Here is a 13,365-nt window from a genome sequence, read left to right as displayed (position 1 = left end):
TTAGATCGTTTATGAGCACACCTTCCAAGACAGTGACCCTCGACAGTCGCCAGACCTTGATCGTTACGGCAACGAACTTGTTTCAGAAACAGGGCTATTATGCGACTGGGCTGAACGAAATCTTGAGTTTGGCGGGCTTGCCCAAAGGCTCGCTTTACCATCATTTTCGTGGTGGCAAAGTCGATCTGGCGATTGCCTGTGTTGAGTCTCTGGCAGGGCAAATTGTGTTGCATTTGCAGAGAGCAACGTTGAGCCAGCAGAGTTATTCAGAGCTGATCTCTCAGCTGGTACGTCAGGCCGATACTTGGCTGCAATCGAATAACTGGAGTTGCGGTTCGCTGTTTGCGACGCTAAGCCATGAGGCGAAGCCTGAGGACCTGGCATTAAAGGCGTCGCTGAAGGACTCTTACCGATGCATTCAGGAAGCGCTGGCGCAGCTGTTGCAAGAACAGGGTTTGAGTGAATCTAAGGCTGCCGATGTGGCTCTCAGCACCGTATTTAGCCTGGAAGGGGCGCTAAGTCTTTCGGCTGCTTTGGGGAGTGCTGGCCCGCTAAAAGAGGCAGAAACCCTCTTGCTCCTGCGTGTGAGTGAATCAATGCAATGAGGGTATTGCTGTGGATGCTTGCCTCCTTGTTGTCATTCTGTCTGCTGGCGATTGGCGTACGGGAACTCAGTGGTGAGGTCGGTATTTTTCAAACGCTGTTTTTCCGGAGTCTTATCGGTGCCAGTGTGTTGTTTGCCATCATTTTTTATCGTGGGCAGCTTGAGCAGTTAAAAACCGAACGTATTACCATGCACGGTGTGCGCAGTGTCTTTCATTTTGGGGCGCAGTATGGGTGGTTTGTTGGCATTGCCTTGTTGCCACTTGCTGAAGTTTTTGCCCTGGAATTTACAGCACCTTTCTGGACAGCGATTCTGGCGGCTGTCTTTCTCAAAGAGCGATTGAGCGTCCAGCGCATTCTCGCCATACTGGCGGGCCTGATGGGCGTCTTCATTATCGTGCAGCCAGGCACCGACATTTTTAATCCCGCTTCCTTGGTTGTTCTTGCTGCCGCGATAGGATTTGCGGTGGCGTTTATCAGTACCAAAGCTTTGACTTCTACTGACACGCCATTGACGATTTTGTTTTATATGTGTCTGCTGCAAATGCCAATGGGACTGTTATTGGCATGGCCGGAGTGGACGGCTATCAATAGTCAGCAGTTGTTGATTATTGTCTTGATCAGTTTGGCGGCGTTGAGTGCCCACTATGGTTTAAACCAAGCGCTGAAGCTGGCAGATGTTACTCTGGTGGTGACTCTGGACTTTCTACGGCTCCCGTTGATTGGTGTGGTGGGGGTGATGTTCTATCAGGAGCCGTTCACGTTTGCTTTGATCGCAGGTGGCCTGTGTATGTTGCTGGGTAATATTGCGAACGTGTATCGCACGGGTAAATAAATGATATTTGCTCGTGAAAAATTATGCCCTTAACTGGAAATCTTGTTTTACAACTTAAGGTCGTTGTCGTTTTTGAAAGTTTGCCGGAGACTCTCCTGTCCAGCGAATAAAGGCGCGCCGAAAATTGGAGATATCGTTAAACCCGACCAGACCCGCAACCGTTTCGATCGAAAAGTTTGAGTTGCGTAAATAATCCTCGGCCAGTTGACGTTTTACTTCATCAGAAATTTTCTGAAATGAGTTGCCCTCATCCTGCAGTCGACGCCTGAAGGTTCGTGGGCTCATGTGGAACTTCTCTGCCATGGCTTCCAGTTTTGGGAATCCGCTGTTTTCAGAGACCAGCACGCGCCGCACGCTGCTGCTTAAGTCTGCCTTGTCGTCAAGTCGAGCGAGTAACTTGTCGCACTGTTGTTGATAAATTTTGAGCATCGACGGGTTGGCAAACTCGGGTTTTTCCTGCAGTAAGCCTTTTTCCAGTTTTATTGCATTGCGATGATGATCAAAATGGATTGGGCAATCGAAGGTGCGGTGATACTCCGCGCTGTGTGCGGGTTCAGGGTAGGCAAAATACAACTCCATCGGCAGTTGATCTCGGTGCAGGAGCTGCCTGACGGCCGTCACGATACCAGCCGTAAATATTTCTTCATCAAAATTGGGGTTCATCAGGTCTTGCCCCAGATTTTTGTGTTCGATCAGTATGTGTCTGTCTTTTTTTTCCAGAGTTAACATGGCTGAATTCATCAGCAGACGATAGTACTTCATCAATAGATCGAGAGCTGAAAACAGATCGTTGCAACTCATCAGCGCGTAACCTAAAACACCGTGAGAGGTCAGGGTCAGGCGTTGGCCGAAGTGCAAGCCCAAAGCGGGGTCATTACTGACCTTGGCAGCGGTTTCCAGCAGCTGGCGCAACTGTTGATCACTGATGCTGGCGTCGGGTTGGTCGAGGTGTTGATTGCTCAGGCCTACCGTCGCCAGTATGGCGTCGGTAGGGTGGCCGTAATCTCTGAGCATTTCGCTCAAGATTGCGACATAACTGGCAGGAAAGCGCGGGTTTGCCATATGGCCTTGATCCTTATTGATTTTTGTTGGCCTCTTATGACCAAAAATATGGCATAAGATCACCTTGAGAAGCAAGCACTTCGGTACGAGACTATAAAAAGAAGATAATAATTGAGTACAAGGAGCCTGTGATGGCGGTCGAATTTGTTGATGAAACCCCGAAAGAAGTGAAATTTTACGAAGCCGCTCAAGAGTTGGCGGGCGCCAGTGATGATATCGATTTAACGCCTGAGGCGGTGGATGATATCGCGGAGATTTTTCAAACGCCGCTTACGGGTGCTTACAACTGGGATTACCGAATCCAGGAAAATCGTATTCGACAGCTTTATGAGTTGGGTAAAAAGCTCAACTGGAATGCTGAAACTGACATCGACTGGAATAAGCCTTTGGGCACGATGGACGATGAGATCCGAGCCATTCAAAACGGCTTTGCGGGCTGGGGGCCTTTTGAGGCGTTGAGCGAAAAGCAGAAGCTGGAATTCTACGACCACAGTGATTCCTGGACGCTGTCTCAATTTCTTCACGGCGAGCAGGGTGCGCTATTGGTTGCTTCGCAATTGGTGTCTTGCGCGCCTACCTATGCGGCCAAACTCTATGCCGGTTCCCAAACCTTTGATGAGGCTCGTCATGTCGAGGTGTTCAATAAGTATATTCAGAAAAAGTTCGGGATGATGTATCCCGTGAATACCTCTCTGAAGAGTATTTTGGATAAAATTCTGACTGACCCTCGTTGGGATCTGAAATTTATCGGTATGCAGATTGTGATTGAAGGTCTGGCTTTGTCGGCTTTCAATACGATGCATGAGTTGGCTGCCGAAGACGGATTATTGAAAGAGATTCTCGGTTATGTGATTCGCGATGAAGCTCGTCACGTGGCGTTTGGTATTCACTATCTCGAAGAGTTTGTGAAGTCGCTCAGTGATGAGGAGCGGGAAGAACGTGCTGAATTTGCGTATCAGGCATGTGTGGTGAGTCGTGAGCGCCTGGTGCCGACGGATGTGTTTGAATACTACGGTTGGGATGTTGAGGAAGCTCGTCAGATCTTCCTGGAATCTTCCGGTACCGCAAAATTCCGTAACCACCTGTTTTCACGTGTGATCCCCAATCTGCGCCGTATCGGTTTGCTGACGGACAAGGTTCGTCCCAAGTTTGAGGCCCTAGGGGTTCTTGAATATGAAAACCTGGTGGACGACGGTGAAATCGATTGGGCTGAAATGAGTAAGCCTCTGAAAGCAGGCTAGGGTTTTACGCCGTTCCATGAGAGGCGCCGGGCGACCCCGGCGCTGACTCCTCGCACTTGCGGATAGCTCTAGTGTGTTATCTCTTAGAGCACAATACCGCGCCTGTATTGATCCATACAATGCGATCCTTTCAGCTGGGGTTGATATTGCCTGTTGAAAGCCTTCCATATCGCAGAAATTCAAGATTTCAACAAATGGCCAGACTATACTGAGCCTTTACTGGCATGAGGAAGAGTGATGGCTTTGAAAATTACGGCGCAGGTTCAAGTGGAAAAATGGGATGAGCATGAATATATGGAATCCTCGAAAATCCATAAGCAGAGCCAGGCGGACATTCATCAGCGTTATACTGGCGATCTCGAAGGCCGCAGCGAGTTGCGGTATTTGATGTGTTATCCCGATGAAACCCGAGCAAAATTTGTGGGTTTTGAACACCTCAGTGGTCAATGGCAAGGAAAGGATGTTGATCTGGTGCTGGAACATCATGGTGAGTTTAATGGCGGTGTGGCGAGCAGCCGCTTTGATGTGCTATCGAGCCGTGGAGCCTTTGAAGGCTATCGTGGCAGTGGTCATTTTGCTGCAGGTAAAGGTGGCAGTTTCAGTTTTGAGTTAGTGCTTGAGACGATCTAGAGAAAGATAGCTGGAGCCTGGACTGATCCGGGCTCCAGCATGCCCTTACTTTTTCAGCATAGGTTTTAAATAACGCCCGGTGTGAGACGCTTTTATTTTGCTGACTTCTTCCGGTGTGCCCGTGGCAATGATTTGCCCGCCACCGCTGCCACCTTCCGGGCCAAGGTCTACAATCCAATCTGCGGTTTTAATGACGTCAAGGTTGTGTTCAATGACCACAACGGTATTGCCGTGATCGCGCAAGCGATGTAAAACGGCGAGCAGTTGCTGGATGTCGTGAAAGTGCAAGCCAGTTGTGGGTTCGTCTAGGATGTACAGCGTTTTGCCAGTGTCGCGTTTGGACAATTCTCGTGAGAGTTTGACGCGTTGGGCTTCACCCCCTGATAAGGTTGTTGCCGCTTGCCCGAGGCAAATGTACGTCAGGCCGACATCCATCAGGGTTTGTAATTTTTTGGCCACAGCTGGGATAGCATCAAAGAATTCACGAGCGTCTTCAACGGTCATCTCCAAGACTTCGTGAATGTTTTTGCCTTTGTATTTCACTTCCAGAGTTTCACGGTTGTAGCGCTTGCCTTTGCAGCTGTCGCAGGGCACATAGACATCGGGCAGAAAATGCATTTCCACTTTGACAACCCCATCACCCTGACAGGCTTCACAGCGTCCGCCCTTAACGTTAAAACTGAAGCGTCCAGGCTTATAACCACGAGAGCGAGCTTCTTGTGTACCGGCAAATAGCTCACGGATCGGGGTGAAAATACCGGTATATGTCGCAGGGTTGGATCTCGGTGTGCGTCCAATCGGACTTTGGTCGATGTCGACGCATTTATCAAACAGGTCGAGACCCTCAACACGATCATGTGACGCGGCCCTTAACGTGGTTGCGCCATTGAGTTCGGTGGCCGCCAGTGGGTACAAGGTGGCATTGATCAGGGTTGATTTCCCTGAGCCTGAAACACCGGTCACACAAGTCATTAAGCCGAATGGAATTTCCAGGTCGACATCGCGCAGGTTATTGCTGTTCGCGCCGTACAGTTTTAACCATTTATCGTCTTGGGTGGGTGTACGTTCTTCTGGAATGGCGATGCATTTTTTGCCTGACAGATATTGTCCGGTTAACGAACTCTTGCTGCGCATGATTTTTTTTACATCGCCTTGCGCAATAACTTCACCGCCGTGTACCCCGGCGCCGGGACCGATATCGATGACGTGATCAGCCTGGCGGATGGCGTCTTCATCGTGTTCGACAACAATCACTGTATTCCCGATATCGCGAAGGTGAGTCAATGTGGCCAGCAGGCGGTCATTGTCTCTTTGGTGCAAGCCGATGGACGGCTCATCAAGAATATACATAACGCCTACCAGACCCGCACCGATCTGGCTGGCCAAGCGAATACGTTGAGCTTCACCGCCCGAGAGAGTTTCAGCGCTGCGGTTCAGGCTGAGGTAGTTCAAGCCCACATCCACCAGAAAGCGGAAGCGATCTTGCAGTTCTTTCAAAATCTTTTCAGCAATTTCGGCCTTGGCGCCTTTAAATTTCAGTTTGCTGAAATAATCAAATGCTTCACCGACGGGCAGGGTGGTCAGCTCGGGCAGGGTTTTGTTATCAACAAAGACATGACGAGCGTCCCGGCGCAGGCGAGTGCCGTCACATTCAGGGCAGTGCTGAGTAGAGAGGTATTTGGCTAATTCTTCACGCACTGAGTTGGACTCGGTATCGCGATAGCGTCGCTCCATATTGGGCAACACGCCTTCAAAACTGTGTCGACGTTGATGCAGATCGCCGCGATCGTTGACGTAGCTGAAGTCGATCTCGGTTCTGCCGGAGCCGTTAAGAATGACTTGGCGATCTTTCTTGCGCAGCTTTTTCCAGGGTGTATCGACATCGAAGCCATAATGTTCGGCCAGGGAATTGAGCATATGGAAGTAATACACATTGCGTTTATCCCAGCCGCGAATGGCTCCGGAAGATAAGGAAGCTTCTTCAAACTGGATGACCTTGTCTTCATCGAAATACTGTTTCACCCCCAGGCCGTCACAGCTTGGGCAGGCGCCGGCAGGATTGTTAAAAGAGAACAGTCTTGGTTCCAACTCCGTCAGAGAGTAGTCGCATACCGGGCAGGCGTGCTTGGCGGAAAACATGCGATCATCTTTCGCGCCGTCCATATAATTCAGCAATAGTAGGCCTTCGCTCAAATTGAGTGCTGTTTCGATGGATTCTGCAATACGTAACTGCAGATCATCACGCACTTTAAAGCGATCGACCACAACTTCGATGGTGTGCTTCTTTTTCTTGTCGAGCTTGGGGGCATCATCCAGGTCCACGACCAGGCCATCAATGCGAGCGCGCACATAGCCTTCTCGTCGTAATTGCTCGAAGGTGTGTAGGTGTTCGCCTTTGCGGTCTCTCACGATCGGTGCCAGCAGCATCAATTTTGTGCCTTCGGCGTGATCGAGCACCTGATCCACCATTTCGCTGATGGTCTGGGCTGCCAGAGGCTCTCCATGGATGGGGCAGCGAGGTTCGCCTACGCGAGCAAACAACAAGCGGAGATAGTCGTAAATCTCAGTGATGGTCCCCACGGTTGAGCGCGGATTGTGGGAGGTGGACTTTTGTTCGATGGAAATGGCGGGACTTAAGCCCTCGACATGATCGACATCGGGTTTTTCCATCATGGACAGGAATTGCCGGGCGTAGGTGGACAGGGATTCCACATAGCGGCGTTGGCCCTCGGCGTAGAGGGTGTCGAAAGCCAGTGAGGATTTTCCTGAGCCCGACAGGCCAGTAATCACAATCAGCTTATCCCGAGGGATGTCCAGGTCGATATTTTTCAAGTTGTGGGTGCGAGCGCCCCTGACGTGTATGGTGTCCAATGCCTGTACCAATCTTAGTCTGAGAAAACAGCCGATTAGTATAATGCGAAAATGCTGGATAAATAAACAGGTATTTTAAAATGTGTAAGAAAGAATGGTTTTGCCGTAGAGGGGGCTCCGTCCGCCCTCAGTAGCAAATGGCTTAGGTCTCGGGTATGTGGACTCGAGCCCAGTTACAGGCCTCCAGGCGATTCTTTACGCCGATTTTTTTGTAGACGTTATAAAGGTGGCTTTTCACCGTATGCTCACTTACAAACAGCATATTGGCAATGTTGGCATTGGTTGCACCTTCGCGAATCAGTGTCAGGATCTGACGCTCACGTTTGGTTAATTTTTCTGCAATCGGATTGAAGACCGGTGGTCGACGGCTTTGCAGAAAGTGATGCAGAAGACGGCGCGGCAGCCAGTATTCGCCACTGAGAAGCTGGTTTAAACCCTGGAGCAACAATTCCTGGCTGCTGGTGGTGTGGAACAAGCCATGCACGCAGGGCCAGGCGAGCAAATCCTCGTGCTCGCTGTGGGGCGTAACGTTGAACAGGGCGATAATGGGAGCATCTTCGGAGTCCTGGCAGTCGTGCAGCCATTTGGCCAGGTCTTCCCGACGGTGGTGCTGGCAATCAACCAGTGCAAATGTGGTTTTGAGTTGAGAAAAAGTGGATAGCTCGACAATGGGGCACTCGATGTTGAGCTCGTGACTGATCAAGTGGGCCAATAGAGATGTTTGCAAGCTGCTTTGGTGCGAAACCAAGGCCACCGAGGGCTGGCTGGTTTCAACTGGGGTGTTAGCCTTTGGCTGCATAATGCATTCCTGTGCGGTATATACTTAAGTCATGGTTACATGTAGTTACGGTTCGCTTTTATAGGTTATGTTTGCCCCTCAAATCCCAGCTAGGGAGTTCTAGGGCTTATTTATGACCGTGCTGAGTCAGCTAAGTCTTTAGAATTGGAAATGAAGAGATAAAAAGAGCTTTATCTAATACCTCGCCTACTACTTCCTAGAGTGGAAAACTCTGATCTAAGTCACATTACTGAGGGCTAGCCTGTCAAGAATAAGTGGCCCTAATGATAGCTGCAATAAAAAGAACCCATGCTTTTTCAAAATTCAGTAATAAGTATGGTTCTGCTTTTGGGAATTCGCCAGAAGCTTAGTTTTCTTGCCTGTGGTTTTGACGTGAGAGCTTATAAATTTGCCCTATAAGCCCTTATTTTTAAGGTTTTTCTTTAATCTTGTATTCAGCAAACTTGTGCTAGCCCAGTTCTGGCGCGGCCTGGCGACATACGGGTTTAGTTGTCGTGTCGGGAATATATTTCGCTGGCACCTGCTGTTAAAATTGCCCATTTGCCCCGGAATTCTCAATTATGACTGCTGTGCCGGAAATGTCAGCGTTCGAACGCCGATCTGTACTCGTTCTCACGCTCCTATACATCTTTCGCATGCTTGGTTTGTTTATGGTGCTCCCGTTGCTGACGTTATACGGCGATCAGTATGAGGGATCCACACCGGTGTTGATGGGATTGGCGCTCGGGGTTTATGGGCTCAGTCAGGCGTTGCTGCAAATACCTTTCGGTTTGTGTTCCGATCGCTGGGGGCGCAAGCCGATGATTGCTTTGGGCTTGTTACTGTTTGCCTTGGGCAGTTTGTTGGCGGCTTTTAGCGAGAGTGTCTGGGGGTTGATTGCCGGACGGGCGTTGCAAGGAGCTGGGGCGATCGCAGGCGTGATTATGGCGCTGGTGGGGGATGTTACCGCTGAGCGTAATCGCAGCAAAGCGATGGCGTCCATTGGTGCGGCGATCGGCGTTGCTTTTGCCATTTCACTTGTGTTGGGGCCATTGCTTGCGTCTCTTGGTGGGCTTCCATTGTTGTTTGTGGTGACGGCGGTTCTCGCGCTGTTGGGGTTGTTGATGCTCCAGTTTGGCTTGCCTGAGCCTCCGAAGATGAAGGTTACGGAGCCGGTCTCTTTTGCTCATGTGTTGGCTAATGTAGCCTTGCTGCGTTTGAGTGCAGCGGTCTTTACTTTGCATTTCGCCTTAATGGCTATCTTTGTTGCAGTACCTGGAGTGCTATTGCAGACGTTGAGCCTTGAGGTCACTTTGCACTGGCAGGTTTATCTGCCGGTAATGCTGCTTGCTTTCGCGTTTATGGTGCCTGCCATTATTTGGGCCGAGCGTGCCAAGCGTCACCAATGGGTGTTGCGCGGAGCCGTGGGTGCGTTATTTCTGGCTGGCGTTTTGTTGTGGTCGGTGGGTACCGGTTGGGCGGGGGCGCTGGTGCTATTGGCGGGTTTACTGCTCTTTTTCATCGGCTTTAATGTGCTTGAAGCCAGCTTGCCCTCAATGCTCACCCGTTTGCTGTCTATGGCGCAGCGTGGTGCCGCGTCGGGCGTGTATTCTACCGGTCAGTTTGTCGGCACGTTTCTGGGTGGGTTGGCTGGTGGAGCCTTGTTGCAGCTTTACGGAGTTTCCGGGGTGTTTATATTGTTGCTGTTGCTGGTGGTGCTTATTGCCTTGGTGCTCTGGCGCTTACCGCCTCTGCCGGAATTCTCTACAGTGTTTGTCGATGTGCACGCGGATAGGCGGCTGGCTGCGGTGGCGCAGTTATCGGCTTTGCCGGGTGTGCTCGAAGTGGCCATTAGCGATGCGGGTGTTGCGAGTGTCCGGGTGGATGAAAAAGACTTCCAGCAAGAGCGACTTGCTGCCTTGCAATTGGATGCCGCTGTCGGGCTGTAAACAGGGCAGCAAACAGGGTAGAAAATAAGATAGAATAGCACTTTGGCCGTGTAAGACTCAGTTGATTGGCCAGTGACGTAAATTTAGGAGAAAAACATGGCCCGAGGCATTAATAAAGTCATCATTGTCGGCAACTGCGGTCAGGACCCGGAAACCAAATATCTGCCTTCTGGCAGTGCGGTGACCAATATCAGTGTTGCGACCAGTGATTCATGGACAGATAAGCAATCTGGGCAGAAGCAAGAGCGTACCGAATGGCACCGCATTGTGTTCTTTAATCGACTGGCGGAGATTGCTGGAGAGTACCTTCGCAAGGGGTCTCAAGTCTATGTTGAGGGTCGCCTGCAAACGCGTAAATGGCAGGATCAGTCTGGCCAGGATCGCTACACGACTGAAATCGTAGCCAATGAAATGCAGATGCTGGGTGGGCGCCAAGGAGGTATGGATCAGGGTTACGCGCCACAGGGTGGTGGTATGCCACAGCAGCAGCCGCAGCAAGCGTATCAGCAGCAGGGGGGCTATCAGCAACAGCAAGCACCGCAAGCTGCAGCTCCGCAACAACAGGCGCCAATGTCGCCTCCGCCGGCCCAGCAGCAACAGCCTGCTGCTCCTCAAGCCGCGCCTCAGCCGCAGGGCTTCGACAACAGTTTTGACGACGATATTCCATTCTGAGAATCGTTGTATATTGTGTTACTAAAGGCTCGCTGTGCGGGCCTTTTCTTTTCCCGTTCATATCAAGATCGAGCCCGGATAGTGTTCCGGCCTTCGGCTTGTTATGATCTGAGCAGAAGTAAAAGTTTGATTAGGTAATCGGATTTCGTGGCCCAGAAAATTATCCTCAGTTGTGATCAGTCCATTTTTGCCCAGCATCTTATTGAAGCCTTGGAGCAAGAACCTTTTTCCTTGAAATGTTTGCCCGCTGGATTGCTGTCGGCTGAGGATGCTGAGGCTGCCACTGAGCGCTTTCTTGCAGAGGAAGAGGTGGATCTACTAATCAATACGTTGGCTTACTCGGTGGGAGATGACCCAGAGCGGCGAGCATTGTTGGTCAGTGCCAGCGAAGTGTTGGCGGCTGCGGCAAAGTCCCTGGATATCCCCATTGTGCAGCTCTCCAGTCATGAAGTTTTCGGCGGGGAGAACCTGACGGTGTATCGCGAGGACGATCACCCATCGCCATTGACGGCCTTGGGGCAGGCGCTTTGGGATGCAGAGCGTAAAGTCCAATTGCAGTGTGAGCGCTATATTATTTATCGTCTCAGCTGGCTGATTTGTCAGCATGGCGACAGTGTATTTACGCGCCTTCTGGACCTGTTGCTCAGTAAAGGAACCGTAGCCGTCAGTTCGGAGCGTCGAGCGTCGCCAACATTTATCGATGACGCCTGTCGGGTGTTGGTGGCCATGATAAAACAAATCTTTTCCGGTGCTGAAAACTGGGGAATTTATCATTACGCCAGTTCAGATCCCTGCGATGAAAAAGAGTTTGCGGAGTACCTGGAGGACATTGTGCGGTCATTGGGGCATCAAACCGGACAGCTACAGGAGGATGATTCCGGAACGTTGTACCCCAGTGCGGTATTGGGATGTCTGGCGAGTCGGGATGATTTCGGTGTGCAGCAACGGTCCTGGCGTTTGCGCCTTGAATCCCGAGTTAAAGCCTATCTCGACAATCGTTAACCTGAAAGATCGGTGCAGCTGATAGCTGCTGTCTACTGATTTGGCGAATTGTGCCCTTGCTAAGGGCTCATGCTGCTGATTATCCTTACCCTTGAATACAACCTCGTTAAGAATAAGTCACAATAAATTCAAGGTGCATTATGCTCACGTTCTCCAACACCCTACAGCGTGTGGTTCAGCAGCGCGCGGAAAAAATCGCCACCATTGACGGTGATCGTCGCCACAATTGGAAAGAGTTTCAGCAGCGAGTCAGTCAGTTTGCCGGCGCACTGCAAACGCTCGGTGTTGGTCAGGGCTCTCGGGTGGCAATCTTGTCCTTAAACAGCGATCGTTATCTCGAAGCCATGTTTGCGATCCCATGGGCGGGGGGGGTGTATGTACCAATTAACACTCGGCTTGCTGCTCCTGAGGTCGAGTACTGGATGAGTAACAGTGACAGTGAAGTGCTGCTGATTGACCGCCAGTTTTTGCCCATGTTGGATCATCTCAATGCCAGTTTGCCTAATCTCAAACACGTTATTTTTATGGATAACGGTGAGGCGCCCGAGGGAATGCCACACTACGAGGGTTTATTGGCTGATGCGGGTGAAATAGATGCTTTTCCGGTGCAGCCCGACGACTTGGTTGCGCTTTATTATACTGGCGGAACTACCGGGCGTTCTAAAGGTGTGATGCTGAGTCATCACAATATGTTGTTCAATGCGATGCAGGGAATGGTCCTGCAATCATACGGCAGTGAAGAGATTTATTTGCACGCAGCCCCAATGTTCCACGCAGCGGATGCCTACAACGCGATTTGTTTTTGTTTGTTGGGTGGCACCCATGTGTTTACTCCTGGTTTTGATCCCAAGCGGGTATTGGAATTGATCGGTCAGGAAAGTGTGACACGTATTCTTCTTGTGCCCACGATGGTGGGAATGGTGATGAGTTATCCGGAGTTGGATGGCTATGACCTCTCTTCGTTGAAATCTATTTTCTATGGTGCCTCTCCAATGCCCGAGGCGGTGTTGAAAGCGGCGATGGGTAAATACCCGGATATTGAATTTATGCAGGCCTACGGCCAAACCGAAGCGGCGCCTGTGCTGACGGTGTTAATGCCGGAAGATCATGTGTTGGAAGGCCCACGCTCGCGCTTGTTGAAGTCGGCAGGTAAAGCGGCGCCTGGTGTAACACTTGCGATTTTGGATGACGATGATCAGGAATTACCTCGCGGTGAAATAGGTCAAGTCTGCGCGAAAGGCGATAATGTCATGATCGGTTATTTGGGTATGGAAGAGACCACGGCAGAAACGCTGAAGAACGGCTGGCTGCACACCGGTGACGGTGCTTACATGGATAAGGAGGGATACATTTTCATCGTTGACCGCGTGAAGGATATGATCATCAGTGGCGGCGAAAATGTTTACTCGGTTGAGGTTGAGCATGCGCTCTATCAACATCCTGCGGTTGAGTCCTGCGCGGTTATTGGTATTCCGAGTGAACAGTGGGGTGAGCAGGTGCACGCGGTTATTCAAAGCAAGGTTGGTATGCATGTCAGTGAGGCTGACATTATTGAGCACTGTAAAACACGGATCGCTGGTTTTAAATGTCCACGCAGCGTCAGTTTGCAAGCCGACCCATTGCCTTTGAGTGGTGCAGGAAAGATTCTAAAAACGGAATTGCGTAAACCGTATTGGGACGGCAAAGCCAAAGCTGTGAATTAATTTTGCGGTGCAAAGCCAA

General features: G+C 50.7%; 11 protein-coding genes. 8 read left to right on the top strand and 3 right to left on the bottom strand.

Translation table 11 applies throughout. The features are described 5' to 3' along the window. The first annotated feature begins 11 nt into the window (after positions 1-11). Positions 12-605, top strand: coding sequence for a TetR/AcrR family transcriptional regulator (locus tag ABWW03_RS00935; protein ID WP_353405805.1), 594 nt, complete (start codon positions 12-14; stop codon positions 603-605). Next, complete coding sequence (locus ABWW03_RS00930; protein WP_353405804.1) at positions 602-1,438, top strand: DMT family transporter; 837 nt, start codon at positions 602-604, stop codon at positions 1,436-1,438. The genes ABWW03_RS00935 and ABWW03_RS00930 overlap by 4 nt, the downstream gene beginning before the upstream one ends. Positions 1,439-1,492: 54 nt before the next feature. On the opposite strand, the gene ABWW03_RS00925 is transcribed toward ABWW03_RS00930, so the two are convergent. Continuing rightward, a complete protein-coding gene (locus ABWW03_RS00925) occupies positions 1,493-2,500 on the bottom strand; it encodes an AraC family transcriptional regulator (protein WP_353405803.1) in 1,008 nt (335 codons plus the stop codon). Positions 2,501-2,631: 131 nt separating this feature from the next. On the opposite strand from ABWW03_RS00925, the gene ABWW03_RS00920 reads away from it, so the two are divergent. Together ABWW03_RS00920 and ABWW03_RS00915 are read left to right on the top strand one after the other, a co-directional pair. Further along, a complete protein-coding gene (locus ABWW03_RS00920; protein WP_353405802.1) occupies positions 2,632-3,741 on the top strand; it encodes a ferritin-like domain-containing protein in 1,110 nt (369 codons plus the stop codon). A gap of 237 nt (positions 3,742-3,978) precedes the next feature. Then, positions 3,979-4,371: a DUF3224 domain-containing protein gene (locus ABWW03_RS00915; RefSeq protein ID WP_353405801.1), complete on the top strand. Its 393-nt coding sequence runs from the start codon at positions 3,979-3,981 to the stop codon at positions 4,369-4,371. A gap of 45 nt (positions 4,372-4,416) precedes the next feature. On the opposite strand, the gene uvrA is transcribed toward ABWW03_RS00915, so the two are convergent. Both uvrA and ABWW03_RS00905 read right to left on the bottom strand, forming a co-directional pair. Beyond that, a complete protein-coding gene (gene uvrA, locus ABWW03_RS00910; protein WP_353405800.1) occupies positions 4,417-7,242 on the bottom strand; it encodes an excinuclease ABC subunit UvrA in 2,826 nt (941 codons plus the stop codon). Between the two features lie 142 nt (positions 7,243-7,384). Next, positions 7,385-8,041, bottom strand: coding sequence for a LuxR C-terminal-related transcriptional regulator (locus ABWW03_RS00905; protein ID WP_353405799.1), 657 nt, complete (start codon positions 8,039-8,041; stop codon positions 7,385-7,387). A gap of 560 nt (positions 8,042-8,601) precedes the next feature. Here ABWW03_RS00905 and ABWW03_RS00900 point away from each other — a divergent pair. The 4 genes from ABWW03_RS00900 (at position 8,602) to ABWW03_RS00885 (ending at position 13,346) form a co-directional block, all read left to right on the top strand. Further along, on the top strand, positions 8,602-9,969 hold the full coding sequence (locus ABWW03_RS00900; protein ID WP_353405798.1) for an MFS transporter: 1,368 nt from the start codon (positions 8,602-8,604) through the stop codon (positions 9,967-9,969). 96 nt (positions 9,970-10,065) lie between these two features. Beyond that, positions 10,066-10,641 (top strand): single-stranded DNA-binding protein, encoded by a 576-nt coding sequence (gene ssb, locus ABWW03_RS00895; RefSeq protein WP_353405797.1) that lies wholly within the window; start codon positions 10,066-10,068, stop codon positions 10,639-10,641. A gap of 147 nt (positions 10,642-10,788) precedes the next feature. Beyond that, complete coding sequence (locus ABWW03_RS00890) at positions 10,789-11,643, top strand: SDR family oxidoreductase (RefSeq protein WP_353405796.1); 855 nt, start codon at positions 10,789-10,791, stop codon at positions 11,641-11,643. Positions 11,644-11,783: 140 nt separating this feature from the next. Beyond that, on the top strand, positions 11,784-13,346 hold the full coding sequence (locus ABWW03_RS00885; RefSeq protein ID WP_353405795.1) for a long-chain-fatty-acid--CoA ligase: 1,563 nt from the start codon (positions 11,784-11,786) through the stop codon (positions 13,344-13,346). Positions 13,347-13,365: the final 19 nt, after the last annotated feature.

Source organism: Pseudoteredinibacter isoporae (assembly GCF_040372805.1).
Lineage (GTDB): Bacteria > Pseudomonadota > Gammaproteobacteria > Pseudomonadales > Cellvibrionaceae > Pseudoteredinibacter > Pseudoteredinibacter isoporae_A.
Note: the sequence above shows the minus strand (reverse complement) of the source record. Positions and strands in the feature narration are given on the sequence as shown.

Bases quoted from the DNA above. Each gene is read 5' to 3' on its own strand.
- ABWW03_RS00925 (WP_353405803.1), bottom strand. From the start codon at position 2,500: ATGGCAAACCCGCGCTTTCCTGCCAGTTATGTCGCAATCTTGAGCGAA.
- ABWW03_RS00920 (WP_353405802.1), top strand. From the start codon at position 2,632: ATGGCGGTCGAATTTGTTGATGAAACCCCGAAAGAAGTGAAATTTTAC.
- ssb (WP_353405797.1), top strand. From the start codon at position 10,066: ATGGCCCGAGGCATTAATAAAGTCATCATTGTCGGCAACTGCGGTCAG.
- ABWW03_RS00885 (WP_353405795.1), top strand. From the start codon at position 11,784: ATGCTCACGTTCTCCAACACCCTACAGCGTGTGGTTCAGCAGCGCGCG.
- ABWW03_RS00935 (WP_353405805.1), top strand. From the start codon at position 12: ATGAGCACACCTTCCAAGACAGTGACCCTCGACAGTCGCCAGACCTTG.
- ABWW03_RS00900 (WP_353405798.1), top strand. From the start codon at position 8,602: ATGACTGCTGTGCCGGAAATGTCAGCGTTCGAACGCCGATCTGTACTC.
- ABWW03_RS00915 (WP_353405801.1), top strand. From the start codon at position 3,979: ATGGCTTTGAAAATTACGGCGCAGGTTCAAGTGGAAAAATGGGATGAG.
- ABWW03_RS00930 (WP_353405804.1), top strand. From the start codon at position 602: ATGAGGGTATTGCTGTGGATGCTTGCCTCCTTGTTGTCATTCTGTCTG.
- ABWW03_RS00905 (WP_353405799.1), bottom strand. From the start codon at position 8,041: ATGCAGCCAAAGGCTAACACCCCAGTTGAAACCAGCCAGCCCTCGGTG.